Annotated in this window: 21 protein-coding genes and 9 pseudogenes; 12 read left to right on the top strand and 18 right to left on the bottom strand. The window is 52.4% G+C overall.

Features of this window, described 5'->3' with window-relative positions:
- Window positions 1-58: 58 nt before the first annotated feature.
- From JZM30_RS11380 to JZM30_RS11370, 3 genes and pseudogenes are all read right to left on the bottom strand, one after another.
- Window positions 59-1,947: pseudogene (locus JZM30_RS11380) on the bottom strand (methyl-accepting chemotaxis protein).
- Between the two features lie 234 nt (window positions 1,948-2,181).
- The gene (locus JZM30_RS11375; protein WP_252318764.1) at window positions 2,182-2,625 is read right to left on the bottom strand and encodes an acetyltransferase; all 444 of its coding nucleotides are present in this window, start codon (window positions 2,623-2,625) and stop codon (window positions 2,182-2,184) included.
- Window positions 2,626-2,720: 95 nt separating this feature from the next.
- Window positions 2,721-3,511 (bottom strand): annotated as a pseudogene (locus tag JZM30_RS11370) (MipA/OmpV family protein).
- 109 nt (window positions 3,512-3,620) lie between these two features.
- Here JZM30_RS11370 and JZM30_RS11365 point away from each other — a divergent pair.
- From JZM30_RS11365 to JZM30_RS11340, 6 genes and pseudogenes are all read left to right on the top strand, one after another.
- Window positions 3,621-4,330, top strand: a pseudogene (locus JZM30_RS11365) (response regulator).
- Window positions 4,331-4,342: 12 nt separating this feature from the next.
- Window positions 4,343-5,508 (top strand): annotated as a pseudogene (locus tag JZM30_RS11360) (sensor histidine kinase).
- 99 nt (window positions 5,509-5,607) lie between these two features.
- A complete protein-coding gene (locus tag JZM30_RS11355) occupies window positions 5,608-6,276 on the top strand; it encodes an efflux RND transporter periplasmic adaptor subunit (RefSeq protein ID WP_252318763.1) in 669 nt (222 codons plus the stop codon).
- A 36-nt stretch (window positions 6,277-6,312) separates the two neighbouring features.
- Window positions 6,313-6,744, top strand: a complete 432-nt coding sequence (locus JZM30_RS11350) for an efflux RND transporter periplasmic adaptor subunit (RefSeq protein ID WP_286673532.1) — start codon at window positions 6,313-6,315, stop codon at window positions 6,742-6,744.
- A gap of 73 nt (window positions 6,745-6,817) precedes the next feature.
- A pseudogene (locus JZM30_RS11345) lies at window positions 6,818-9,391 on the top strand (efflux RND transporter permease subunit).
- 177 nt (window positions 9,392-9,568) lie between these two features.
- A pseudogene (locus JZM30_RS11340) lies at window positions 9,569-10,111 on the top strand (aminotransferase class I/II-fold pyridoxal phosphate-dependent enzyme); the annotation flags it as partial.
- Here JZM30_RS11340 and JZM30_RS11335 read toward each other — a convergent pair.
- Both JZM30_RS11335 and JZM30_RS11330 read right to left on the bottom strand, forming a co-directional pair.
- Window positions 10,020-10,826 (bottom strand): MFS transporter, encoded by an 807-nt coding sequence (locus JZM30_RS11335; protein WP_252318761.1) that lies wholly within the window; start codon window positions 10,824-10,826, stop codon window positions 10,020-10,022. The pseudogene JZM30_RS11340 and the gene JZM30_RS11335 sit on opposite strands and share 92 nt — an antisense overlap.
- A gap of 24 nt (window positions 10,827-10,850) precedes the next feature.
- Window positions 10,851-11,417 carry an MFS transporter gene (locus JZM30_RS11330; protein WP_252318760.1) on the bottom strand — a complete coding sequence of 189 codons (567 nt, stop codon included), beginning with the start codon at window positions 11,415-11,417 and terminating at the stop codon, window positions 10,851-10,853.
- Between the two features lie 208 nt (window positions 11,418-11,625).
- Between JZM30_RS11330 and JZM30_RS11325 the strand changes: the two genes are divergently transcribed.
- The 6 genes and pseudogenes from JZM30_RS11325 (at window position 11,626) to JZM30_RS11305 (ending at window position 14,516) form a co-directional block, all read left to right on the top strand.
- On the top strand, window positions 11,626-12,315 hold the full coding sequence (locus tag JZM30_RS11325) for a hypothetical protein (protein WP_252318759.1): 690 nt from the start codon (window positions 11,626-11,628) through the stop codon (window positions 12,313-12,315).
- A gap of 8 nt (window positions 12,316-12,323) precedes the next feature.
- Window positions 12,324-12,530, top strand: coding sequence for a hypothetical protein (locus JZM30_RS11320; protein ID WP_252318758.1), 207 nt, complete (start codon window positions 12,324-12,326; stop codon window positions 12,528-12,530).
- A 12-nt stretch (window positions 12,531-12,542) separates the two neighbouring features.
- Window positions 12,543-12,701, top strand: a pseudogene (locus tag JZM30_RS24330) (helix-turn-helix domain-containing protein); the annotation flags it as partial.
- 28 nt (window positions 12,702-12,729) lie between these two features.
- Entirely contained in the window at window positions 12,730-13,128 is a 399-nt protein-coding gene (locus tag JZM30_RS11315; RefSeq protein ID WP_252318757.1) for a glutathione S-transferase family protein, read from the top strand.
- Window positions 13,103-13,642, top strand: coding sequence for a glutathione S-transferase family protein (locus JZM30_RS11310; protein WP_252318756.1), 540 nt, complete (start codon window positions 13,103-13,105; stop codon window positions 13,640-13,642). Before JZM30_RS11315 ends, JZM30_RS11310 begins: the two co-directional genes overlap by 26 nt.
- Before the next feature lie 109 nt (window positions 13,643-13,751).
- Window positions 13,752-14,516 (top strand): HNH endonuclease, encoded by a 765-nt coding sequence (locus JZM30_RS11305; protein WP_252318755.1) that lies wholly within the window; start codon window positions 13,752-13,754, stop codon window positions 14,514-14,516.
- Window positions 14,517-14,569: 53 nt separating this feature from the next.
- On the opposite strand, the pseudogene JZM30_RS11300 reads toward JZM30_RS11305, so the two are convergent.
- The 13 genes and pseudogenes from JZM30_RS11300 to JZM30_RS11240 form a co-directional block, all read right to left on the bottom strand.
- A pseudogene (locus JZM30_RS11300) lies at window positions 14,570-15,318 on the bottom strand (amino acid ABC transporter ATP-binding protein).
- A gap of 94 nt (window positions 15,319-15,412) precedes the next feature.
- Window positions 15,413-16,048 (bottom strand): amino acid ABC transporter permease, encoded by a 636-nt coding sequence (locus JZM30_RS11295; protein ID WP_252318754.1) that lies wholly within the window; start codon window positions 16,046-16,048, stop codon window positions 15,413-15,415.
- A 17-nt stretch (window positions 16,049-16,065) separates the two neighbouring features.
- Window positions 16,066-16,764: a transporter substrate-binding domain-containing protein gene (locus JZM30_RS11290; protein ID WP_252318753.1), complete on the bottom strand. Its 699-nt coding sequence runs from the start codon at window positions 16,762-16,764 to the stop codon at window positions 16,066-16,068.
- A gap of 122 nt (window positions 16,765-16,886) precedes the next feature.
- On the bottom strand, window positions 16,887-17,852 hold the full coding sequence (locus tag JZM30_RS11285; protein ID WP_252318752.1) for a glutathione S-transferase family protein: 966 nt from the start codon (window positions 17,850-17,852) through the stop codon (window positions 16,887-16,889).
- Window positions 17,853-18,038: 186 nt separating this feature from the next.
- On the bottom strand, window positions 18,039-19,127 hold the full coding sequence (locus JZM30_RS11280) for an autotransporter outer membrane beta-barrel domain-containing protein (RefSeq protein WP_252318751.1): 1,089 nt from the start codon (window positions 19,125-19,127) through the stop codon (window positions 18,039-18,041).
- 81 nt (window positions 19,128-19,208) lie between these two features.
- Window positions 19,209-19,643 (bottom strand): annotated as a pseudogene (locus tag JZM30_RS11275) (M28 family peptidase); the annotation flags it as partial.
- An 81-nt stretch (window positions 19,644-19,724) separates the two neighbouring features.
- Entirely contained in the window at window positions 19,725-19,994 is a 270-nt protein-coding gene (locus tag JZM30_RS11270) for a hypothetical protein (protein WP_252318750.1), read from the bottom strand.
- Window positions 19,995-20,114: 120 nt separating this feature from the next.
- Window positions 20,115-21,947 carry a bifunctional diguanylate cyclase/phosphodiesterase gene (locus tag JZM30_RS11265; protein WP_252318749.1) on the bottom strand — a complete coding sequence of 611 codons (1,833 nt, stop codon included), beginning with the start codon at window positions 21,945-21,947 and terminating at the stop codon, window positions 20,115-20,117.
- A 115-nt stretch (window positions 21,948-22,062) separates the two neighbouring features.
- Window positions 22,063-22,758: a PAS domain-containing protein gene (locus JZM30_RS11260; protein WP_252318748.1), complete on the bottom strand. Its 696-nt coding sequence runs from the start codon at window positions 22,756-22,758 to the stop codon at window positions 22,063-22,065.
- Between the two features lie 186 nt (window positions 22,759-22,944).
- Entirely contained in the window at window positions 22,945-23,082 is a 138-nt protein-coding gene (locus tag JZM30_RS11255) for a hypothetical protein (protein ID WP_252318747.1), read from the bottom strand.
- Between the two features lie 71 nt (window positions 23,083-23,153).
- Window positions 23,154-23,687, bottom strand: a complete 534-nt coding sequence (locus JZM30_RS11250; RefSeq protein WP_252318746.1) for a ClbS/DfsB family four-helix bundle protein — start codon at window positions 23,685-23,687, stop codon at window positions 23,154-23,156.
- An 84-nt stretch (window positions 23,688-23,771) separates the two neighbouring features.
- Entirely contained in the window at window positions 23,772-24,458 is a 687-nt protein-coding gene (locus tag JZM30_RS11245) for an HAD hydrolase-like protein (RefSeq protein ID WP_252318745.1), read from the bottom strand.
- Entirely contained in the window at window positions 24,451-25,659 is a 1,209-nt protein-coding gene (locus JZM30_RS11240) for a multidrug effflux MFS transporter (protein WP_252318744.1), read from the bottom strand. The genes JZM30_RS11245 and JZM30_RS11240 overlap by 8 nt, the downstream gene beginning before the upstream one ends.
- Window positions 25,660-25,678: the final 19 nt, after the last annotated feature.

Genomic DNA, 25,678 nt, shown 5'->3' with positions numbered 1-25,678 from the left:
TCTTGTGACGTTGTCACCAGTATCAATGTGGTTCCCTCTCGTCCTGATTGGTTAGCAGTTACAAGGTAAAGCGCGACACCACCTGTTCCAATTGAACGGATTGATCTTCCATGGACTGCTCCGCTGCCGCAACCTGCTCGACCAATGCTGCATTTTGCTGCGTGGTGTTGTCCAACTGGTTGATTGCAACGTTGATTTGATCGATACCTTTACTTTGCTCTTCGTTAGCTGAACTGATCTCAGCGATAACACCGGTCACGCTGTTCACGCCGCTCATCAACTCTTCCATGGTTGAACCGGCCTGTCGCACCAAATTACTGCCCTGTTCAATATTGGTGACCGACTCTTCGATCAGCGCTTTAATTTCCTGCGCAGAGGTTGCACTCCGTTGCGCCAGTGAACGCACTTCTCCCGCTACCACGGCGAAACCACGTCCGTGCTCACCCGCACGCGCCGCCTCGACTGCGGCATTCAGCGCCAAAATATTGGTCTGGAAGGCGATGCCATCGAATGCGCTAATGATCTCGACAATCTTGTTGGATGACGCGTTTATCTTGGTCATGGTGGAGACCACGTCATTCACCACTGATGCGCCTTTGTGCGCGATACCGGACGCATATTCCGCGAGTTTACTGGCGTGACGCGCGTTGTCGGCCGTACCGTCCCCGCCAACTCTTCCACGGACGCTGCGGTTTCGATAATCGATGAAGATTGTTCCTCGGTACGCGAAGAGAGATCGGCGTTACCACTGGCAATCTGACGCGACGCCGAGGACATAGCCAGCGCGCTTTGCCCCACCAGTTGCATCAGCTCTTGCAGATAGGCTATGAAATCATTAAAGCTCTGCACTACCGCATTAAATTCAGGATTTTTACTGGTTGGCAGCCGTTGCGTTAAATCCGCACCTCCGCTAGAGAGCGCCTGAATATTATGCTGTAACAGTCTTAAATTTTTCATAAAAATACGGAAGAAACTGACCAGAACAATCAGCAACAGAAAGCACAGTGCCCCCTGTACTACGGTGAGTTTTGTCAGCATGTTGCTGGTGTGGCGTGACAAATGGCTGGAGGGGATATCCACAACCAAATACCACGGGCTGCCGGCAATCGGCTGAACCAGCAGTGTATGCTCTCCATCAGCCCCATCGTATGTTCCATCGATAGCCGAGTTACCGGCACGCGATAACAACGCCTGCAACGGTGACGCCGCCGGGGTCTTCAGATCCTTAAGATTGGGCAACGCCGCGCTGCCATACTCCGGTTGACCGTTGCCAACCACTTTCCCATCCGCTTCCACAATCAGTACGTTACCTTCAACGGCAGTACTCATTTCATTTGCGAGCTTGTTGAAGAAGCCTAAAGTGACATCGATGGTAGCAAAGCCCCAGGGTTTGCCGTCGCGGGTTATCGCCATGGCACAGTTGGTACGCGGTTGGGGGCTGGCGGCATCTTGATAGGCTTTGGCCCATGCGCACTGACCCTGGGCCATACTCATCTCCTCTTTATACCAGGGTTGCTCCCAATATTTTTCTGAATCAGGCTGGTTCCATACAGTATTGACGTGAAGTTGACCTGCCGTATCGCGCGCAAAAAAAGTGCTGAAGCGATCGCGCGCCGCATCACGCACGCCCGGTAATGGCCAAATCCCGCCGCCAAACACGTTCAAATCATTGTACTGGTTAACCAGATTGGGGAGCAGCGTATCTATCTGCCCGCTGCTTAATACACTGACCAGTTCAGTGATGGTTTTCTGTTGCGCTTGCACCCGATTCATCTGTTCCGTGATCGCTCGCGCCTGGCGATCAACAGTAAGGCGGATTAGATTGCTTTCATTTTCAATCAACTGGGGAGAAACAAATTGGCGAATAACAACAAACGTGAGAATGAGTAATAGTCCAAAAAAGCCGATAAGAAATAGGCTGAAGCGCGCCTGCGTGGTTTTTAAAATGCCATTTTTGTACATGCTAGACGTCCATATATTTATAAGGGATACGTTATTTTTAACGACGTCAGCAGGGATTTCTTTAGCAGGACAGCAGCGATTTTCAACGCTGGTCACAGAAAAGGAATGGTCAATGTAAGATACTGATATTGTTAATTATTGCTTTTCCAGGCAATTCCTGAACCGTCATCTCTATCGACACCCCATAGCTCTCTCGTGGTAGCAAAACGAGAGACTGAATCAGGACGGCGGCAGATACCGCAAATGCAACAACGGATAAGCTCGCCCTTGCCCATCGAGGGCAGAGAGCCCGGTACGCACAAAACCCAGGCGTTGATAAAACGCCAGCGCCTGGACATTTTGTTCATTCACATCGGTGGTCAGTTGCGGATAGCGCGCCAACGCAGCGCCGATCAGCGTACGGCCAATGCCTTTGCCATGGTGATCGGCATCTACAAAAAGCGCTTCCAAATGGCCCTGATGTAAATACATAAAACCGACGATGTTACCACTCGGCTCCACAGCCAGGGTAAGCGTCACCTGAGGAAAAAAGGTGCGCAACTCAGTCTCAATCGCCGCGCGATCTTCTGGCGCAACAAAAAGGTGAGTCGCCTCTACCGCGCTACGCCAGATAGCCATAATGCGTGAAAAATCATCTGCGGTTGACGGGCGGAGCTGAAGCATACATAACCTTATAATGACTGGCTGAAATTCTTATCTTACAACAAGATTATCCTTGCCGGGTGTGAGTTCTGCCCACCGCAAATAGATTGGCGCTGTCAAAAGGTATAATTCACTGCCATGATACCGCTGGTCTGATTACGGCGATAAACCAGTGGGCTTTCTGCCGCCCGGTCACCGAGCCAAGTGTAACCCACGCTCAGTGACGTTCCCCAGTGCGGCGTAAACTGATGTCACCATGTCAGACTGCTCTCCACACCGTAAAATCCTCCTTGCGCATAGAAGCGGGAATAGCCAGCGCGCGCTTTGCTCACGGTTAACCCCGTAAAAACGGTTCATATAACGTGCATCACCAAACAGTGCAGCACTTTGCACCACAAGCGTGTCACGGCTGCTTTGAAAAGGGATCACCGTCAGCGCGGTGCGATATTGTCCGCCTTGTGAATCGCTGAGTGGCAGCGTCGCGGCACCTTCCAACTGCAACCACGGCGTTAACGCCCATCCTACCGTCAGCGTGGTGTTAACGCTGGGATCAATTTTCCCCATGCCTTTCAGTTTGTCAGAACCTTCACGCCAGCCGCTGTTTCGATCGCTACGACCGGGATTGACACCCAGACTATGCTCAACATAAAGCCCTGCATCGTTTTGCAAGTGATACCCAATCCCTCTAAACGTGTCAAAAAAACAGCGCGTCATACTGCGCCTGAATCACCGGTCTTAATTGCAGGCTTCCCTGGTCGGCTCCGCTGTAGCGCGGCGAGCATTGCCCACCAACGCCAAGCGTGAGGCTTTTGGCACTGCTGTTCTCGCTTCCATCAGCCCTGACGCTTTGTGCTATGCCGCCTATCAGGATGCAAAGCGTGGGTACGACTATTTTTCTGGTTTTCATCTTGCCACCTCACGAGTAAATTGTTTTTGCGCTACCGCGCTCACGGTTCTGGTCGGTGACTGGATTATGGATAGGCAATATCAACAAACCGTCAGGGATTTATGAAGAAATGGTCAAGGTGACACATGCAGACAAACATATTCTGATCATCGAGGATGACGCAGATGCGGCCAACGTGCTGGAAGCCTATCTACGGCGGGAAAACTATGAGGTCACGCTGGCCAGCGATGGTCCTTCCGGGCTGGCGCTTGCGCTACGCCTAAAACCCGATTTGATTTTGCTTGATGTGATGCTTCCGGGCATGACGGGCACGGAGATCCTCGCGGCAGTTCGGCACAAGAACGATACGCCCATTATCATGGTCACTGCCATTGGCGATATGCCCGACAAAATTGGCGCACTGCGTTACGGAGCCGATGATTATGTGGTCAAGCCCTACATTCCAGGGGAAGTTGTCGCCCGCGTGCAGGCCGTGTTGCGCCGCAGTCAGTCTCAGATTGTGCCCCATGAGTTGTTGCGTTGGGATAAACTTGAAGTCGATACGCTTTCGCGCACGGCTAGTGTAATTCGGGTTGATGCGCCCCCTTATTATCTTGAGTTGACCCCAACCGAATTTTCATTGCTCGCGACAGTAATGCGCGCCCTCATTAGACCGTTTTCCCGACAATATTTGCTCGAAAGTGTCTGCCTGAAAGTGATGCCTTGGAACGCGTGGTAGACACGCATATGTATAACCTGCGCAAGAAGTTGGAAAATGCAGGCATCAGCGAGGTGTTAATCAATGTCCGTGGTGTCGGTTACCGCTTTCGTCAACCATGAATGTTGTCAACTATGAATAACACAAACCGCTACTCTCTCTGGCGTTGGATTTGCCTGCGCATTCTTACTCTGGCTATCGGCACAGTGGTGATCATCGTGCTCTGCATGTGGTTACGCTTTGAAATCCATAATTACTGGGTCATGCACCATATGCCTACGGCATTGCGCGAAGAGTTCGAAGCGCTGCGCCAGCACCCACACACCAACCCTGCACGTTTTCACGAGATCATCGATGCCTGGTGGGGCATTGAATGCGCCGATCCCTCGGTAGCCTCCCCCGACTGGATTATGGTCGGCGTGCTGGTGGTAGTGATGATCCCGTTCATCGTGCTCACGGGCCTGCGCAGCGCTCGCCCCCTTTACCCTTCAGTTCGATCATTTGAGGGCCTCAGCACAGGCAATCACTCAGGGCACATTCACTACGCAGGCGACGCTTGTCAGCCAAGCCTGCGCTTTGCGCAGGATTTTAATAGCATGACGCAGCAGTTGGCCCGCTATGAACGTGAACTACACACGTCTCACGTTGCCATGACCCATGAATTACGTTCGCCACTCACCGCCGCCATTGGACGGCTTCAGGGCATGCTTGATGGCGTATTCACGCCCGAACCACAACAGCTAGCGATGGTGATGAAACAGTTGCAACATCTCAACCGACTGATTGACGATCTCCACCTGATTTCTCTTGCAGACGCCGACAGGCTGGTACTGGATCGCCGTGAGCACAATCTGGCTGACTTGATGCGCGAACGCGCTGCTTGGCTCAAGCCGCAGTCGGAAGCAGCGGGCATGCTGATCACCGTGCAGGCTGATACGCCTTGTCCTTATGTTGGTGATGCCTTTCGGCTTGGACAGACATTCACCGTACTGATGGAGAATGCGTTGCGCTATGCCAGTGAAGGTAAACGTTGAATATCTCTCTTACCGCCACAGAATGTGGATATCAGATAGCGTTTCGTGATTTTGGACCGGGCGTAACACCCGATTTTATCACTGACATGTTCGAGCGATTCACCCGTGCTGACTCGTCACGCGCTCGCCATTCTGGTGGAAGCGGCCTGGGTCTTTCTATTGCGCGCGCCATCTGCAAGGCCCACGGTGGCACTATTACCGCCAATCTGCCTGCGGGAAAGGGATTACTGTTTCAGATTCAGCTACCGTTTTCCCCACATAAATAGCCAAAAAACGGCGACCCTTGATAAATCCTTGACAGAACATTCAATAAATCTCGACAGGCACAGGGTGTAATGGCTTTCTCTTGAACAGGGAATAACGCCATGTGTGACACCTTTTCAACCTGTGCCCGCCACGGGTTACATCATTTTTTACCCCATCTGCCAGACATCAAGGGTGTGCTGATCCTGGCCGTATTACTGCCCGCATTTCTTATCAGGTGTGATGACCATGGAGAGGCAAAAGACAGCGTACCGCGCGCGGTACGCTATACCACCGTTCCATCACCCACCGCGACCGTTGCGCGCGTGTGGATTGGTGAAATACGCGCTCACGATGAAACCACGCTCGGGTTCCAACTTGAAGGGCGGATCCTCAGTCGACAGGCAGAAATAGGTGACAGCGTCACTAAAGGTCAGATTCCGGCGACTCTGGACAGCAACATCAATCTCAATCAACGCAACAGCGCCCAGGCTGAGGTTGAGAGCGGCCGAGCCGCCGAGCAAGTCGCTGCCGCCAACCTGCGGCGCATGCAGACATTAATGCCTTCTGGGGCCATTGCCAGGGTTGAATTGGAGAATGCCACGGCAAATTGGCAAGCGGCGCAATCCCACAGAAAAAGCGCTGAGGCTACGCTCAAAAACGCGCGAGAAAACCTGGCATGGACCCAACTCACTGCACCGTGCGCTGGCGTTATCACCGTCGTCAGCGCTTCCGCGGGGCAGATAGTGAGCGCAGGGCAAGCGGTATTTACCCTCGCTGCAGGCCATTAGCGCGATGCGGTATTCGATGTCACCGATCCTCAGGCAATGGCCGGGTACGGTGAATCCCTATTCACTGTCTCACAGCTGAGCACACCCGCGCTCACCACACCGGGGATATTGCGTGATATCAGCCCTCAGGCCGATCCGCAAACGCGTACCTGGCGCGTACGCATCCTGCTGGAAAAACAGCCGGTTGCTATGACACTGGGGGCAACGGTACGAGCAGAGATGCCTCAGGTGGCACAGGCGATGATGTCCCTTCCCGCTTCCGCACTGACCCGCTCTAATGACAAGGCTGCCATTTTTATTGTTACCCCACAAAACCAACTACAACTGCGCCCCATTACCCTGGGGGGTTACACCACTACGTCTATTTTTGTCACACAGGGCATTGAGCCGGGTGAAAACGTGGTGACGGCTGGCGTGAGTAAGTTACGGGCTGGTGAAACCGTGGTCCTTGGGGAGAAGCAGCAATGAATCCGGCACGAAAAAAACGAGGTTCAATCTCTCTGATTGGGCACTTAACCATCAGCAAACGGCGACGTTTTTTATGCTGATAATTATTGCCGCCGGTGTCTTTAGCTATGAAAAACTACCGCGCAATGAAGATCCCGCCTTCACCATCAAAACCACCGTTATCACAGCGCAGTGGCCCGGTGCGACACTGACGGATACCGTCAATCTGGTTACCGATACGCTGGAGAAAAAGCTGCAAGAAATCCCAGGTCTGGATTATATCAAGAGTGAAACGCGTGCCGGACAGTCATTTATCTACGTCAACCTGCGCGATGATACACCGCCAGCAAAAGTGCCTGATATCTGGTATCAGGTGCGCAAAAAAATGCAGGATATCGCCCCCACACTGCCACAAGGCGTTTCGGGCCCCAGCGTTAATGATTAATTTGATAACACCTTTGGCACAATCTACGGTTTTTACCGCGGAAGGCTTTACTCCCCGTGAATTGCGCGATCGGGTTGAGGACGTGTAACGTTCACTGATGAATCTGCCCGATGTCGGCAAAATCACCCTGATAGGCGAACAGGAAGAACAGATCGTTATTGCCTTTTCACCACAAAAACTGGCCGGTATGGGGCTGGATGTGCAACAGGTGATGGCAGCCCTAAGCGAGCAGAACAAGGTTGTCCCTGCAGGAACACTGCGCACAGATCGGGATAATATCGCACTGCGCGTCAGTGGCGCATTTCGTTCAGAAGAGAGTCTGCGGGATATTACGCTTAACATCGGCGGACGTTACCTTCCCCTTACCTATATCGCCACCCTCAGCCGCCAGCCTGTTGAACCTCCGGCACTGGCATTTCGGGTTAATGGACAACCAGCGATCGGTCTGGCGATTGCGATGGCCCCCACGGGCAACATGCTGCGCTTTGGCCAGGCTATTGCACAGCGGATGACGGCCATTCAGTCGCAGTTGCCCTATGGTATCGAATTAACCCAGGTTGCTAATCAATCCGCAGTGGTCGAACAAGCGGTTCACGGCTTCATCAAGGTGCTGATCGAGGCAATAGCGATCGTGCTGGCCGTTTCGTTTGTTTCCTTGGGATTACGCGCGGGTCTGGTCGTAGCGGCTGCCATACCGCTGGTGCTGGCGATGACCTTTACCGGTATGATGCTGACGGATATTGGCCTGCAACGCATCTCGCTGGGCGCACTGATCATTGCGCTCTGGTTACTGGTCGATGACGCGATGATCACCGTGGAAGCGATGGTGTCGCGCCTGGAAGCCGGTGACAATCTGCGACGTGCGGCGACCTATGCCTTTGAGACAACCGCATTTCCAATGTTGACCGGCACGCTGGTGATGATCGCCGGTTTTATTCCGGTAGGTTTTGCCGCGTCGAGTGCCGGAGAGTACTGTTTTTCCCTGTTTGCGGTCGTGCTGATGGCATTACTTAGTTCATGAATTGTTGCCATTCTGTTCTTGCCATTGACAGGCATCTGGCTTTTACCGCGCCGTCTGCCAGCCCATTCCCACGCTCAGGGCACATTTATGCGCGCTTATCACCGCTTGCTGCTGCGCGTATTGCGTCATCGCTGGAAAACCGTTGCTTTAGCGATAGCATTCTTGGCACTCTCCATGCTGGGTGCCACCTTTTTGCAAGGCGAGTTTTTCCCTACCTCAGATCGCCCAGAATTGCTCGTAAGCCTGACACTACCGGCCAATGCATCGCAAACCGAAACTGCACGTCAAACCCAGCGGCTTGAACAGGCACTGGTCAGGAACCCCAATGTCGTTCGTCCGTCAAGCTACGTTGGCGGTGGTGCCATCCGTTTCTATTTACCGATGTACGTATTGCAGGATAACGAAAACACCGCCCAGTTGGTGGTCGTGGCGAAAGATTTGGCCGCACGCGATCGGCTAAAGCAACAGTTACACGAGATACTGACGCAGCAATTCAGCGACATTGTCACGCGTATTTCGCCACTGGGATTAGGCCCGCCCGTGGGCTGGCCGATAAAATATCGGGTCACCGGGCCAGACTATGCCAACGTACGCCATATCGCATAGCAATTGGCGGCTATCGTTGGACAACAACCTGCGACGCGTGAAGTGAACCTGACCGCAGGAGAACCACAGCGCGTCATGACCTTCCAGGTCAATCAGATCGAAGCCCGTGCGCTGGGTTAGCTATGCTGTTTTTGCTGATGGTTCAGCTGCAACGGTTTTCGCGGATGCTACTCGCCTTGATGATGGCACCGTTTGGCTTGCCAGGTATCGTGGCAGCCATGTTGCCCACAGGCACGCCGATGGGGTTCGTAGCGCTGCTCGGGGTTATTGCCTTAGCCGGAATGATTATCCGCAACGCGGTTATCCTGATCAGTGAAGTCGACAATCATTCTCGCCGAGGGGTGGCGCGCAAGGATGCCATTGTGGCCGCCGCTTTGCATCGCGCTCGCCCTATCCTGCTTACGGCATGTGCTGCTGTCCTAGGCATGATCCCGATTGTGCATCAGGTTTTTTGGGGGCCAATGGCTTATGCCATCATAGGTGGATTGGTCTTCGCTAGGCTGGTGACATTGACGCTGCTGCCCGCTGCACTCAGCTTGATTATGCAAAGGGAGAAAAACACGCCGCGAACGATGCCAGACACATCCACAACCTAACGGCAGAGCCAATAAGACGCTTTCTGATACATTCAGGAAGCGTTCTAGCGTAATGACACACCACCAGAAACGCTTCATACGGGATACCGCTTTACTTATGCTTTTTTTGTTCATGGTCTGACACCAAATGTCCTGTTTATTGCCCCGGTTCCTCTGCCAACATGAAAGACACCCTCAATGGTCATAAGTAAACATCTGGCAGGAACCTCTCATCATGCACTATCGGCACTTCGCCGTTTTGACCCGCCGCAAGCGTTGCAAGAAGCGAAAGGCCCGTTAATCAATCTGGTTCTTAATGAAAACAGCCTTGGCTATTCCCCATTGGTCGCGCAAGCACTTGGCTCAGCGCTGGCATCCGCCTCGCGCTATCCTTCCACCTTCTGCGATGCACTGCGAGGAAAGCTGGCTCGGCACCACTATATTGACCCGCAGCATCTGGTATTTGGTAGCGGCATATTTGAGATACTGTCGCTGATAAGCGCAATATTCGTCAGCGATGGGTATGAGGTGGTGATCCCCACGTCCTCTTTCGGCTGGTATAACCTGACTACGCGGTTGAACGGCGGCAGTGTGGTGGCCGTGCCTTTATCCGAACACGCCATTGACCTTAATGCCGTGTTGGAGGCTATCACGCCGCAAACGCGGTTGATCGGACTGTGCAACCCGCACAACCCGATGGGAACGATGGTTGCCACGGGAGCATTACAGGCGTTTCTCGCCAAAGTCCCTGCCGACATTCCCGTCGTACTCGACGAAGCGTACCGTGAATATGCCGTGACACCGGATGTACCTGATTGCGATCGCGCCAGCCACAGGGCAAGCACCAACCATACCGCCCCGTACTGGCATACGCCACGGGCGCAACATACATTGCTACGCCCAGGGTATAGCGATCGGACAACTGACCAACCAGCTCCGGGCCAATTACACCAGCAAGACCGGACGTCAGAACGATGGAATAGGCCATCGCGCTGTTACGCAGTTGCGGCGGCACCGTCTCGACAATCAGCGTGGTCAAGGTTCCAGCGCTAAAACCAAAGGCAGCAATCTCCGCCGCAATCCCCACCTGCGCATGTGACAACGTCTGGCTGCTATAGGCTAACGTAAATGCCCGCGCCGCGAGCAGTGAGGTGCTGGCTAAAAACAGCGGGAACCCCCAGCGATACTGACGCAATAACAGGCTGGAAAAATACCCGCCAATCAGCCCCATTGACAACGTATACAGCAACACCTGCGCCAAAAAGCCTGAAGCCTGCGGATTGGTGAGCGCAAAAACGCGATGCAAATAAGCGGGTATCCAGATTTGCACTGACATGGCGATAAAAAACAGCAGCAAAGCAACCGTATGCAACACGTAGGCAGGATACCGAAACACCGCCAGGCTGTCCCGTACCCAGGTTTTCTCGGCTGTCCTGTTCCCCCGGCTGTGCGCCATCCATTGCGCCAATGGTCGGTTCTTTCACGCGCAGCAACAGCAGCACCAGCACAATACCTGGCAAACCCGCGACAAAAAACGCCGCGCGGCAGCAGTGCCAATTTTATTTCTCAACATGTATAACGAAAACACCACGTTGCGCCAGCGTGGACGGTAAAGATCGGCCAACCAGCCCGGCGCAACCGTGCTATAGGCTGCATCACTAAAACCGGTAAGTACGCGCAAAAACAGCAAGCCGATAAACCCGGTGGCGAGCCCCGTCGACAACGAGGCCACGCTCCACACCGTTGCACCAATCAACAACACCGTTTTACGGCTAAACCGGTTTGCCAGCGTGCCCATGATAGGTGCCCCAATGATACCGGCCAGAGTGAACATGGAAGAGAAACGCCCCATTTGCTCATCGCTGAAACCAAACTCCGCTTTGATGGGCGTCAGCAGGGAGGAAATAATGGCTGAATCCAGTACGCACACCACGCCCAACATCCAGATGAACGCCAGCGACAGATGGCTGTTTTGCTGCCAGCCGGCCGCCGCAGGCAACGCCTGATAATACGAGTCACTCAGTAATTCCTTTTGCGATACCGCCATGACAATGCCCCTCACCAATAATATTTCCAATAACCAATCGGTCGTTATCGCTATTGTTTAATAACAGGCGCTGACGGCAAAAGGACAATCCGTGCCACAGATAGATAAAAACAGACTTTCGTTAGTTGTTTTATTGCATTGCTATTGAGAGGATATCCTGATTACATTTTTAGTCATGATGACATCACCACAAAGCACCAAGTGAAAAATGGAATCGCAACGCGCGGATACGCTGTCCTTGAACAGCAGAAACCTCGTCCCGGCACACCAACATTTAGGGACGAACGATCGGTTTTTTTACTTTATTTCAGGATTACTACTCTCTTCAGCCAACAAATATATTTTAACTGATACATTACAACAGCAACGCAATATTGATCCAACCCAACGAAACTGGTCATCAACCACTATTTATTATCAGGAACTTCGTTATATTTTTGAGCATCTGGGGTTGGGGAAAAATAAAGATCTAAGCGCATGTTTGTTTAATCATGCAGCGCAGATTAATTACACCGGTTTTGGTGCGATCAGTCTGGCAGCAATGACACTGAACAACGGTGAGGAGAGTATTCGTTTTTGCGCCAAACATTTCCAAACGCCGTGGAGTGCAATGCCAGAATCCAATCGTTCTGGGGGCCTCAGTCTGCTGCACATTCCCAGATTTTACGATCCAGAGCTGCGCGCGACACTTGAACATTTTCACTTTGTGAACTGCTTTGCAGTGTCCCGTTCCCACACGCCGAGCATTCCCATTGCTGACAGCGTGCGCTTTACGCGCTCCTGTGGCATTGCCAAATCCACGCTTGAGCATTATTCGGCTGTCCGGTGTTCTTTGATGAAGGCATCGCACAGATCGATTTCTCGCGCCAGTGGCTTAACCGCCCCATTCCTGCACTGAACAGTACCTTGCGTACACAGGCTGAACGGCTGGCGGCCACAGTGGTGAATCGCCTCAGGGACAAACACAGCCTGCTTGAGTTTTTGCAGGCGCATCTGGACACCATTCATTCTGCCGACGCCATGGCGCGACTGCGAAGCATCAGCCGCCGCACGCTGGCCCGCGTCCTCGATCAGCAAGGTGCCAGCTACTCCATTTTGTCGCGTGAAGTATGACTCACCGAGGCTCGTCGCCTGCTGCGCAGCGGTGTGACCACTCCGGATATCGCCGAGCGCTTAGGGTTCTCGGACGAACGCAGCTTCCGGCGCGCGTTTAAATCCTGGTGCGGCAGCAGCCCATCCGTCTACCGCAGTGGTCAGGAGCAGTTTTTACATGCATTGAAATGATCGCCAGTTACCCTGATTAGGAGTTGTTATGTCTACCGTGCTATACCCAGAAAAAACCGTCGAACAAACCGATGATGGCGGGTTTCGCCGCCAAAGTAACGCTTTCACCACACGTTTCGGCCCAGGAAGTCATCAACTGCCGGTCGAAGCGGGCCGCTATCGTCTGATCGTCAGCGTAGGCTGCGGCTGGTCACGACGCGTTCTTATTTTACGTCGCCTGTTGGGACTGGAAGCGGCGATTTCCGTGGGATACGTATCCCATCGCGACAGTGACGGCTGGCTGTTTGCCGGACAGCCCGGTGGCGTTGATGCAGTGCTCGGCGTGAAAAGACTCAACGATCTCTACCGCCGCACCATCCCTGATTACACCGGACGCGGCACCGGATCTTTACCCCACCGCGTTGCGTCCCGCCATCGATCTGCTTAACCAGCAGATTTTTGACGATGTCAACAATGGCCCGTACAAGATCCTGTTTGCCAACTCCCTGCTGGCCGCGCGGATAGCCAAAAATATCTTTGAAGCGCGACTCGCCGATTACAACCACCGTTTGACGACCCGGCGCTACCTGTTTGGGGCACAGATTACCGATTCCGACGTGCGTTTATTCCAAACCTTACTGTCGTATGACCGGGGATACCGCCCCAGTCGGCCTCCAGAGTTAGGCACCGCGTTCGCCATCAGCGATTTCCCGCACCTGTGGGCCTACGCGCTCGATTTGTTTGCCACGCCGGGCTTTACCGATGATGCCGATAAGGTAGCCACCGGTTTATTACCACAGGCCGACGGCACATACCGCTACGGCTTCGGCACCGAACGCATCGCAAGCGTTACCGACGATGCAGCGCTGGCAAGCGCCTCACCAGAGCGATACTTTGGCCGGCTCACCGTTGGCCTCGGGACCCGGCGGTGCGGGCACGGAGCGCTATTGGTCTTGGCTTGAGAAAACGGCCGCGGTGAATTCAACAAACGTATAGGTATGCAATGGCCGCCAAGCCTGGCATAGTAAACGTTCATGATAACATGTTGAATTACTTGCCTGGAAATCGCTTATGGCGGCCATAAATCGCTGGACGCGGGAACAGTTGCTGGTGGCTTTTACGCTTTACAGTCAGATCCCTTTTGGAAAATTGCATGCGCTCAATCCTGATATTATTCATTATGCCGGTTTGATTGGCCGCACACCGTCGGCACTGGCCATGAAGCTGGTGAACATTGCCAGTCTGGACCCTTTTATTATCGAATCTGGACGTCGCGGTCTGACGGGCGCATCGAAAGCAGATCGCGAATTATGGCAGGAGATGGATCTGGATAGTGACGCTTTCGAGCAACAATGCCAATCCGCAATGGCCATGCTGGAAAAACCGCTGACGGTGTTGCGAGAGACTCCCGCAGCGGATTTCAGCGGCAAGGAAAGAACCACCATAATCAAAGCGCGTATCGGGCAGCAACTGTTTCGCAAACGGGTGTTGGACGCCTACGAAAACCGTTGTTGTTTAACCGGTCTGAAAGAACCGATGCTACTGGTCGCCAGTCACATCCATCCCTGGAATAATGTCGTTGAACATCGCCTTAATCCGAGTAACGGCCTGTGCATTTCCAGCTTGCATGATAAAGCCTTCGATCGCGGATTGATCACCTTTAACGAGCATCTTGAACTAGTGCTTTCTCCCCGAATCAAGCAGCTAAAAAGCACAGTAAGTGATGACAGTTTCACAAAATACGAAGGACACGCGCTCAGGCTGCCCATCGCTTTCCCACCCGATGTCAGCCAGCTCGCGTACCATCGCCAGCATATTTTTATCGCTAGGCACTAAGTCCGTAAGACGCGCGCCCAACGTAGGTTGTCAGGGGGCGTGATGCGTGTTGCTTAAATCCGGTATTCAGGCTCTAACCGCCGATAGGAGCGGGCCAGAAAGGCTTTGGTGTGCTCATGTTTCGGGTTATCAAATACCTGCTGTGCGCTACCATCCTCAATGATTTTGCCCTTTTCCAAAAAAAGCACTCGATTGGCAACCTGACGCACAAAATCCATCTCATGGGAAACAATGATCATGGTATTCCCCTCCAGCGCCGCCTGTTTGATCACATCCAGCACCTCTGTCACCAATTCGTGGTCCAGTGCCGATGTCGGCTCATCCAGCAACAGAATTTGCGGCTCCATCGCCAACGCGCGCGCTATCCCCACCTGCTGCTGCCCACCGGATAGGTGGCGAGGGTAATAATCAGAGCCAGCCCAACCTTTTTTAATTGGGCCATCGCCACCTTCTTTGCTTTGTCTTTCGGGTATTTTTTGACGATGGTTAAGCCTTCCATCACATTCTCCAGCGCCGTTTTTTGCTGAAACAGGCTGAATTGCTGGAACACCATCGCCGTACTCTGCCGCAGATGCACCAGTTCACGACGCGGTAACGTTGCAAGATTGAAAACCTCGCCAGCAATGGTCACTTCACCATGTTCTGGCTGTTTAAGGCGGTTGATACAGCGCAGCAATGTTGATTTCCCTGCGCCTGAAGAACCAATAATCGCCATCACGTCCCCTTTCGCCAGGTGGAACGAGATATCATTCAGGATGGTGTCGTTCTGAAAGGTTTTCGATAAATGTTTAATGTCTATCATTTGCTATCACACCCTTATTTACCCGTGGCCGATCAGGTATCCGAATTCGGGCTTCAATCACTTTAATCAGCGCTTCAATAATAATGGTTAGTGCTCAGTAAATCAGCGCCAGAGAAACATACACTTCGAAATAGCGATAGTTGCTACTCGCCAGGATCTTGCCGCGAGCGGTTAACTCAATTACCGAACAGACAAACGCCAATGAGGTGCCCTTCAATAAACCGATCAAGGCATTGTCTAACGTGGGCAGTGCCACCACAAAGGCTTCGGGGATCGTCACGCGCCTTAATACCTGAAAAGGCGTCATGCCCAACGATTGGGCAGCTTCGATCTGCTTTTTATCCACCGATAACAGCGCCGCCCGAATGCTTTCTGAGTTATACGCTGCTTCATTAAGGGAAAAGGCCAATAACACAAACAGCAGCGAGGGAATATCATTAACGTTGTAATCAGTCTGGTTGTAATAATTATAATATTTTAACAGAATAGGTATGCCATAATAGGTCAGGTAGAGCTGGACGATCAGCGGCGTTCCACGAATAAAAGAGACAAACACGCCTGCACCGGAATTAAGCAACCAGATGCGTTTGATTCTTATTAATGCAATCATAAACCCCAGAATAACACTGGCGATCATCGAAAACGCGGTGATCAACAGCGTTACCGGTAAATATTCCAGCAACGCCGGGATCTGCGTAAAAACCAATTTTATGTCAAAAATAGTAGGCATTCAGCGCAGACCTTATTTTATTTTGGTGCGTAGTCGCCGTGGAAATATTTCTGACTGATCGCCGTTATCGTGCCATCCGCAATCAACTTTTGTAACTGTGCATTGATGTCGTTCGCCAGGATCTCCCCCTTCGCGCCTTTGGCGACCAGGAAATAGCTGTAAGGTGCACCGATAAGCCCACTTTCTTCTTTGCCACTCGCCACGTTTTGCAATACGGGTAACAGTTCCGCTTCAGTGTATTTCAGATTGACCGGATTCTCTTTGTGTTGCTGGTTATACTTTTCCAACGCGGTGGTGAAGTTGATTCCCGGATTGACTTCCGTTGATTTCCCCAACAGATCCTTCAGGGAGTGAATGCTGTCATTTTTTTCGCTGACAGCAATCACAAACTGGTTTTCAAATATCGGCTGGGTAAAAATATATTTTTCTTTGCGCTGTTTGTTTTCGGCAAAGTTATTTGCGCCGACCTGAAAGCGATCTGAATCAAGCCCTGCCAGTATTGAGGGTAATTCGATGGTAGTAAAAGAGACCTTATATTGCGACAGATGGCTGAACACCGCTCTGGCAAGATCAATATCATAGCCCGCCAACTGATTATCCTTATCAAAATAGGTAAAGGGCCGCGGGCCAGCCGAGGTGGCGATCACGATATTAACCGGTTTATCCGCCGTAGCCGCGTTGGCAGGGTCAATGCCATAAAAACCGCCGATAGCCACGCCGGCACCCAATAAAAAAACGATGCAACCGCGTGCTTGGTCATCTGTAAATTCATAGTGATTATCCTGATGGTAAGAAATGTGTTGTTATTTCGGCCCCAATCTCATGCGCGATGTTGGTATTACAGCGCGGCCCGCTGATGTGGGAAGTGCCAGAGCGAGACATCGGGCCCTTTTGCCAGAATTTGATAAGGGTTGGCGTTAAAATCACCTAATTGGTAACCCTGTTTGATGGCATGAAAATCGGTGGTGTCGCCAAAAGCCGGCGTCTGATAGAGATCGAGTGCATAACCCCATAAATGAGGAAAATCGATCACGCGATTACGGTTAGTGCGAAAGACGCTGTAGTACGCCACATCAAACCGCGCCAACGTGACGTATAACCTGACGTCTGAATCCGTAATACGATCACCAAACAAATAGCGTTGAGTAGCAAGGCGCTGCTCTAAAATATCCAGTCGATTAAATAACGTATCCCATGCATATTCATAAGCAGATTGCGTATGTGCAAACCAGGCTTTATAAACGCCATTATTGACGTCATGGAAAATAACCGCATTCAGCGCGTCAATCTCTGTGCGTAAATCCTCAGGATAGAGATCGGGGGCATCCTGTTTATGAAATTTTTTAAATGCCACTTCGAAATAATTCGTCAGTTTAAAATAGTCGTTATTTACCACAATGCCCTTTTTTACATCGACCACGGCAGGCACCGTGACACGCCCGGTATAATTTGCATCACTTTTGGCATAAATTTCTGGCAAATAATGAATGCCCAAAACCGGGTCCACGCCCCCCTCATCCAGAGAAAATGCCCATCCGCGCGTCGTTCTCACCGGGTGTGCCGTTCCCAAGCCGATAACATCCTCTAATCCCAGCAGTTTTCTCACAATTACCGCACGGTGCGCCCAGGGGCAAATAGGCGTCCACAGCAGGCGATAACGATCCTTTTCTACAGGAAGTTCGCCCGGCTTATCACCGAAAGGGGTGGTTAATCTATTCTGTTGTCTGACAAATGCGCCATTTTTCGCAATTTCAGGTGTATTTTCTGACGTAGCAATATTGCTCACTGTCGCGGTAGTCATCATTTTGTCCTTTAGCCAATACCATGCAGATACTTATTCTAAAAAAAGAATAAAATCTTAATTGAAATATTTTTTTGAATTATGCGCGTTACGATAGGCAAAGTTAAATGCGGAAAACGGATATGTTTAGCAAAAAACCTGCGACAACCGTTGTTATCGCAGAGGAAGGTAAAGGTTAATGAGGGGTTATTAGAACATCCACTGTAGGCCTAAAGTATATTGCGTTTGATCGCCGTCATCATGGGCAAAACGACTACCCACTTCGGTGTAGACATTCAGGTGTTTTGCCGTCACCCACTGCAAACCCAGCGCGGCACGACCAAAATGCTTATCCGATGATGCCACTTGCACGCTGCGCTCCCCGCCACCATCGCGCGTATGAGCGGTAAAGCGGTCATTTAATCCATCGGCTAGCTCATTAACCCAACTGACTGACGCATAATGGTGCAGAGAGAATGTGGCGTTGAGATCGATATTACCGCGCACACGCCAGCCAAGACGAGCTTCCAACGAGTTAAGATTCTGTTTTTCATAGCGAACGGCAGTACGTAACGATTCCCGGTCATCAAAGCCGTTGATACGATAATGGGTATAATCCATTTCGACCAACGGGCCAGTGCGCCATGCGCCCAATGAGAAATCATAACCGCTCATTAGACGCGTGCTGACAAACTGGGCTTCTGTTTCACCGCTCAGTGTATTATCCAGCAACACCGGCCCACCCGCAGACTGAATATGCACATCGCGGCGGGTATCTATTGAAGCGCGCCCGCCTGAAATATCTCCCGCAGCCCACAGCGGCCCACCGTCATGCCACAGGGAGTAGATCCCAGCATGCCAGGTGTCACTTTTCAGATGTCCATCTCGCTCCAGTTCATCAGTATTGCGCATGATGCTCAGGCTGCCACCCACAGTGACACTGTCACTCAGCGTATAATCCAGCAACGCATAGGCCATTACCGCACGCGCATTTTTTTGTGGAGCCAGATCGAACCCGTAAGATGGCAGCTGCTGCCCTTCAATCCCTACAGCACCGTCCAGCGATCCTGTGCGACGGGGTAAATCCTGGAGCATTGTCCAGCGCTGACGATGAAGATCGGCCAACGATTGATGTTGACGTTTCACGCTGTCCTCCATGGCGCGCTGCATATTGGCCGCCGAAATCGCAGAATGCAGCCGATCGGTATCAGATATTTCCAGCAGCAAGCGCGAGATCAGACGAGAAACGTCGCTTAGGCGCTGTGCCACGCGATCGGGACCTAACGCATCAGTCAGCACCGTTTCGTTGTCAAGGTTGGGGTTATGCCAGGTTGCTCCCCCGGAATGGCCGGGTTAGTGGTCTGCTCATAACCATCTAAATCACCGATCTCCCAGTTGGTCGCCTCCATATACAGCACCGGGAATGTTGAAGGCATTATTAAAGCTGTCACCATCGCTGCAACAGCCGGTACCAGCAGGATAGTCAGAATTAAGGCCAGGGTTGGTAAACAGTTCGATGCCTAGCTCTTTGGCAATTCTAAAGGTATGTTCGCGCAGACTGGTTAGCGCGGGATTTGCCACGCTGTTTTCACCCGCATGGGCATAAAGCATATCGCCGGTGATCATGCTGTCCATGTTGATCATCGCTTTGAGATTGCCGTCATAGCCTTCGGCCCGCAATGCATTGACCAACGCCTGCGAGCCACGCAACCCCTCTTCTTCCGCACCAAAAGCGGCAAACACCAGGGTTTTTTCTGTTTGAACACCGCTGAAATTACGCGCGATTTCGGTCAGGATAGCGGCACCAGATGCATTATCGTCGAGCCCTTATAGCGTCGGACGATTGAAGTAGGTGTCAAAATGCGCGCCAGTGATGATGTAATCGTTGCTTAACCCTTAGTTGTAAACCAGCACATTCTGCGATGCGCGCGAACTGCCTCCTGTCATCCAGGTAAAATCCTGTCTGACTGCGGTATACCCGGATGACAGCATGCGCTGCCCCATCCAGTCCGCAGCGCCGGCAAAATTTTCCGTACCACGATAGCGTCCAGGATAATCATGGATCAGACGATCCACGGTCACCTGGGCATAATCGCCATAGTCCACCGCCCATACGGAAGAAGAAAGACACGCCAATCCCACAGCCACTGCTATTTTTTTTATCATTTACTGCCATCCCTTATTATTTTTGCTGGTGTAACTGTTTCCAGCGTAAGGGTTTATGCAGTTTTTCGTTAATACATTAATAATATGAAACATTAGGAAACAATCAGCCCGAACGCGGGTTTAGTGACGCTCTGTATCCTCAATTGAGACTGAGCCATCGGCACCACACTGTTTGCGCTCCGTTAACCAACACCTCATCTGTTCGGGAGCCATTGGCTTGGCAAACAGGTAGCCTTGTGCCACCGGATAACCCTGCTCGCGCAGAAAGCGATTTTGCGCCGGTGTTTCAATGCCCTCCGCAACCACAGTCAGGGACAGGCTACTGCCGATCCCCAAAATAGCGCTGCTCAACGCCCGCGCGGCTTCATCCGCCTCTAAATCGGCGACAAAACTGCGATCCAGCTTTAGCTCGGTTACTGGCAAGCGCCGCAGATAGCTGAGACTGGAATAGCCTGTACCGAAATTATCCATCGACAGGCGCACCCCCTGCTCACGCACTTCAGCGATGGTTTTCATGGTGTTTGGATTGGTATCGAGCAGAACGTTTTCGGTGAGTTCGAGGGTTAAATGCTCCGGCGACAACGCATGACTGGCGAGCGTAGAAGCAATCATGTGCGGCAGATCGAGGTTGTGGAAACTGGTGGGCGACAGGTTGACCGAAACCGAGGGCATCGGCAGCCTTTCGTCACGCCAGGCGGCCAGTTGGCAGCAGGCTTCGCGCAGCGCCCAGCGGCCCAGATCGGCGATCAATCCGCAATCCTCTGCCAGCGGAATAAAACGCGTTGGCGGAATACTGCCAAGCTCCGGGTGCGTCCAGCGCGCCAGCGCTCCCACACCGTACAATTTCCCGGTTGCCAGCTCAATTTGTGGCTGGTAGTGCAAGGAGAGCTGATTGAGTTTTAATGCCTGGCGCAGTGCGCTTTCTTCCAACACAAGACGTTCTTGTGCCAATTGATTCATTTCATTGCTGTAGAAACGAGATTGCCCACGTCCACCACTTTTGGCCTTATACATCGCCATATCGGCGCGATGCAGCAACGTATCCAAATCTCGGCCGTCAGCCGGAAACATGGCGATCCCGACGCTGGCGGATATCGACACATTGGTACCCAGCAGCACCATGGGTTCAGCCAGTATCAACTGAATCTGCTCGACTCTGTCACCCACCTGGCCCATACCGCATCCTGGCAAAATCACCACAAACTCATCACCAGAAAGTCGCCCGGCAATGTCCACCGCCCGCAATTCATGGCGCAAACGGGCGGCTACCTGTCGCAACAGTTCGTCCCCCGCCGGATGTCCCAGAGAATCGTTAATTTGTTTGAAGCGATCGAGATCGATAAACAAAAATGCCATCTCGTCGTCGTCGCGGGTGGCGGCGGCAATAGCCTGATCGGTGGTGGCTTCGAGCAGGCTGCGGTTGGGCATTCCCGTCAAACTATCATAGAACGCCAATTGCCGCATGCGCTGGCGTTCATGCTCACGCACCAGCGCCAGGGTGCACAAATGGGTACAGGCGTCGATCAGGCCCTGATGAAACGTTCTCGCCCTTGTGTTGCGCGGCGTGCGGAAATAGAGTGCGAAGGTGGCAATAACCTGCCCATGGTTGTTGCGTACCGGCGTAGACCAACAGCCTATGTAACCGAGCGGCAGGATCAACTGACGATAATCGTCCCAGAGCGGATCTGTGGCGATGTCATCCACAATCACCACATCGTTGCGAAACGCTGCTGTGCCACAGGCCCCGGCTTTTGGCCCTATGGAGCTGCCATCCAGCGCCTGAGAATAGGCATCCGGCATACTGGGCCCTGCCAGCGGATGCAGTTTGCCGTAATTATCCACCTCCAGGCCGTAATTATCCACCTCCAGAATGGTGGCTGCGATATCTGGCGCGATGCGCTCCACTTCGCGGCATATCAGATTAAGCACTTCCGTCAGCGGACGCTCTGCCACAAGCGCTTCCAGCGCCTGTGCTGTAGCACCTCATGCATCTTGGTGCTGGTAATATCGGTCAGCGTCGATACGGTGTACAACAGGCTTCCCTCAGCGTTCATCACTGGATTCGAGATCACTTTTGCCAAATAACGCTGACCGTGTTTTCCGGCAGAACCTCTTCCCGCTCGAATGACTTGCCAGAACGCAAAATGGCGTGCAACTCCTCCACCATCACACTATCTTGTTGGGGCAAAATCAACGCTATCGGCATTCGCCCTACGGCTTCGTCTGCCGTCCAGCCAAACATATGCACGAAACCAACGTTGACATAGATAATCTGCCATTGCGCGTCGCTGATCAGCACGGCAGTATCCGTTGCATCAGCCACCAGCGATAAACGCCGCAGCCGTTCATTTTGGTCATGCTCGTGCTGGACTCTGGCGCTGACATCCATGGCAATTTTCAGAATATGCTGCACCTCACCGCTCTCGCCCCGCACCGGAATATAGGTCGCTTCAAGCCAAAGTGTTGCTCCATCGCGGCGCTGACGCTCAACCAGATCGGAATGGGACGCACCTTGACGCAAACTGTCCCAAAACGCTGCATATACAGGGCTATTGGCAAATGAGGGAAAGCAAAATTGGCGGTGATCCCAACCCAAAATCTCATCGCCACAGTAACCAAACAGCGAAAGATAGTTTTGATTGGCGTGACATAATCCACCATCGAGATCAAACTCAGCAATCGCCATAACCTGATCCAACGCGTTGAATTGCTGTGCAATAGCCTCGGCAGAGAGTGATTCGGCTCTGTTAAGTGCTTCAAACATAGTTTTAGCTCCTCATTATATGAACCGCGATCGTCCATTATCCGAGGCTCCACGCCAAAAAAGTTAATTCCGGAGGCAATTTCAAAATGCGTAGTGATTTGGATATACCGGTACGTGCAACACCGAGTCGCTCGCCCAGTGTAGAGGGCGTCATTGCGCCTTGCAGCCGCAGCATTTCCAGAATGTCTACTGCCCCCAGGTCACCGCCTCTGGCGTATAACGCGCCCGCCGTGCCACTAGCACACACTGCAAACCGGACAACGCATTTTCCAACGCGCTTGGCTCAGGCAACGCCCCCTGTTCAGAAATGGATAATGCCGCCATATGCATTCCTTACAGAAATTAATTTAGCTATTAAATAGGATATTTATAGCAAATTAGTTTCCATTTGGAAATCAAATGATCATTGCATCTGTTTTGAATGTACTAATAGCCTTACGCCATTTACGCAAACGCCCCCGCGCATTGCTATAAGGGGAAGCGGTATTGAACTGGATCATGCGGCCTTGGGTCCATTTTCCGTACCATGCCTGGCCATAAAGTTGCTCATTGCTGCTGGCGTTGATGTGAGCAACAATGTGTGTCTGAGCGGCGATCAGACGCTCAATCACCTGAGTGAAAGGGAGTGCGTCATAATCGTGATAGAATTTTTGCGCCAACCGTTCCAACGCATTCCATTTGAAGCCGGTTTCTGGAAAATCAATAGGCTGACCGGCAGCATCCCGCGCCAACCATTTCAGCACCAATTCGTTCCAACCCAACAGATAGGCCGCCAGGTTGTTCACGCTCATCAACGTGTCCTTCGCGTGTCCCGGCAGGCTTTGTTCATCCACTAATGCAGCTGGCACCTGCGAAAATTCACTGCACAGCTTACTGAATTCGCTGTTGATTGCCGCTAACAACGCGGTTTTATCTTGTGGAACCGCCATTCCCTTTCCTCGCATTCACCCGATTAAACCCGAATGCCAAGGCTAAAACGCGTTGATAATCCAGACCGTGATCTTGCTACGATACTAACGCGTGGACGCCAGGGCTAGCGCATAAATAGCAGGAAGCAAATCCGCAGGCCATTGGCACAGCCGATGTGCGCCGCTGCTGGTCAACTCTTGCAGCGATCCATATCCCCACTGTGTACCAATCGACAACAGATGGTTATGCTGTGCACTAACAATATCTTCTTTACGATCGCCTACCATGACCGATGAGGAAGGCAACAACCCCTGCTTGCCTAGCAGGTGCGCGACCAGCAATCGCTTATCGTCCATACTGCCATCCAACGGTGTACCGAGAATATCGTCAAACAGCGCGCTGATGCCGATACGTGCCAGTATTCGTTCCGCAAAGGGTTGTCGTTTGGAGGTGGCGACAAACAGGTGATGCCCATCGGCGTGCAGCGTCTGAATCACCTGCTGAATGCCGGGATACATCAATCCTTGAAGTAGTCCGACGCGACCATAATGTTCACGATAGAGCGTCACCGTCTGCGCCACACGATCGTCCCCAAACGGCGCCAGCAGCGTCGCGACAACCTGATCCATCGGGGGCCCAATCAAGGCGGTGATGTCTGTTTCTTCGGCCAACCGATGCCCTTGCTGATCCAGCGCGTAGGCAAGACTGGCGCGTATGCCAGGCACAGAATCAATCAGCGTGCCATCCATATCGAAAATAACATTCATCCCTTGTCCCTTAACGTTAGTCATCTGATACCGGTTTAGCGCCGACGCCGGCCACCATCGCGGCACTGGCGGCGGTAAACAACGCCATAATCCATGCCATGGTCCACGGCGTACCATCACTTAACCACGCCAGCAACAGCGAGGAGATAATACCGCTTCCGTATTGTAATGCGCCGATCAACGCCGAGGCCGAACCGGTCATGGTCGGCACGGCGTCCAGCGCTGCTGCGGTGAAGGTTGCAGCCACGATGCCGTTCATGGAGAAGAAAATAAACACCAACACCACGATAGCCAGGCTACCGCCCCACTGCATCTTGACGGCCACCGCCATAACCAGCATGGACAACGCCGCGATCCGCGCGGCGTATTTTACTAATATTTCCAGCGTAAAGTGCTGTACCAATTTGCGGTTGACCAGACTTAGAGCCATCACCCCGATGATATTCACCGCAAAAAGCCAGCCATAGTGCTGCGGATCAATGCCGTAATAACGGATGTAGACCAATGGCGATCCCGCAATAAACGCATAGGCTGAGACATAATAAAAGGTCACGCACAGGGTAAATCGGCGATAGGTTGGGTTTTTCAACAAAGAAAAATAGTTGCGAAACGCATCGGCAAATGAAGCACTGACGCGCTTTTCTACCGGCAACGTTTCCGGCAGCCACAACAGAGAAATAAACATCGCGATGCCTATCACTGCCAGCAGCCAGAAAATCATCGGCCAGGTACTGACACGAATAATCTGTCCGCCCAGTAGCGGGCCAACAATCGGCGCAATCGCCATCACCAACGTGGAGAGCATCTGGGCAGCGCGCGTACGGGCAAACAGATCGCGGATCATCGCGCACGCCAGCATCGGTCCGGTACAGGCCCCCAGCGCCTGAAACACACGCCAAAACACAATCTGTTCAATAGAGGTGGAGCGAGCGCAACCGATAGAGCCAATAACAAACAGCACCATGCCGATAAACAGCGGCCGACGCCGCCCAATGCGATCGCTGATCGGGCCCCAAATTAGCTGCGCAATGGCAAAACCGACCAGAAATCCGGTAATGATTAATTCAGCGTTACCGTGCAGATCGCTGCCCATCACTGGCATCGCAGGCAGATAGATATCGGTAGAAAGTGAAGTAAAAGCCATCAAGGCGCTGAGGATGACAATAAATCCCCATCCGCCCTGTTGTAATCGTTTGTGGGTAATGGGTTGTTGCAGTTGATCCATGTTTATTCACTAAGCCGTT

The organism is Candidatus Symbiopectobacterium endolongispinus (genome assembly GCF_018777385.1).
Classification (GTDB): Bacteria; Pseudomonadota; Gammaproteobacteria; order Enterobacterales; family Enterobacteriaceae; genus Symbiopectobacterium; species Symbiopectobacterium endolongispinus.
The sequence above is the reverse complement of the archived record's forward strand: the minus strand, read 5'-3'. Positions and strand labels throughout refer to the sequence as shown.

Bases quoted from the DNA above. Each gene is read 5' to 3' on its own strand.
- JZM30_RS11375 (WP_252318764.1), bottom strand. From the start codon at position 2,625: ATGCTTCAGCTCCGCCCGTCAACCGCAGATGATTTTTCACGCATTATG.
- JZM30_RS11355 (WP_252318763.1), top strand. From the start codon at position 5,608: ATGTGTGACACCTTTTCAACCTGTGCCCGCCACGGGTTACATCATTTT.
- JZM30_RS11350 (WP_286673532.1), top strand. From the start codon at position 6,313: ATGGCCGGGTACGGTGAATCCCTATTCACTGTCTCACAGCTGAGCACA.
- JZM30_RS11335 (WP_252318761.1), bottom strand. From the start codon at position 10,826: ATGGCGCACAGCCGGGGGAACAGGACAGCCGAGAAAACCTGGGTACGG.
- JZM30_RS11330 (WP_252318760.1), bottom strand. From the start codon at position 11,417: ATGGCGGTATCGCAAAAGGAATTACTGAGTGACTCGTATTATCAGGCG.
- JZM30_RS11325 (WP_252318759.1), top strand. From the start codon at position 11,626: ATGGAATCGCAACGCGCGGATACGCTGTCCTTGAACAGCAGAAACCTC.
- JZM30_RS11315 (WP_252318757.1), top strand. From the start codon at position 12,730: ATGTCTACCGTGCTATACCCAGAAAAAACCGTCGAACAAACCGATGAT.
- JZM30_RS11305 (WP_252318755.1), top strand. From the start codon at position 13,752: ATGGCGGCCATAAATCGCTGGACGCGGGAACAGTTGCTGGTGGCTTTT.
- JZM30_RS11295 (WP_252318754.1), bottom strand. From the start codon at position 16,048: ATGCCTACTATTTTTGACATAAAATTGGTTTTTACGCAGATCCCGGCG.
- JZM30_RS11285 (WP_252318752.1), bottom strand. From the start codon at position 17,852: ATGATGACTACCGCGACAGTGAGCAATATTGCTACGTCAGAAAATACA.
- JZM30_RS11270 (WP_252318750.1), bottom strand. From the start codon at position 19,994: ATGATAAAAAAAATAGCAGTGGCTGTGGGATTGGCGTGTCTTTCTTCT.
- JZM30_RS11260 (WP_252318748.1), bottom strand. From the start codon at position 22,758: ATGTTTGAAGCACTTAACAGAGCCGAATCACTCTCTGCCGAGGCTATT.
- JZM30_RS11255 (WP_252318747.1), bottom strand. From the start codon at position 23,082: ATGGCGGCATTATCCATTTCTGAACAGGGGGCGTTGCCTGAGCCAAGC.
- JZM30_RS11250 (WP_252318746.1), bottom strand. From the start codon at position 23,687: ATGGCGGTTCCACAAGATAAAACCGCGTTGTTAGCGGCAATCAACAGC.
- JZM30_RS11245 (WP_252318745.1), bottom strand. From the start codon at position 24,458: ATGACTAACGTTAAGGGACAAGGGATGAATGTTATTTTCGATATGGAT.
- JZM30_RS11240 (WP_252318744.1), bottom strand. From the start codon at position 25,659: ATGGATCAACTGCAACAACCCATTACCCACAAACGATTACAACAGGGC.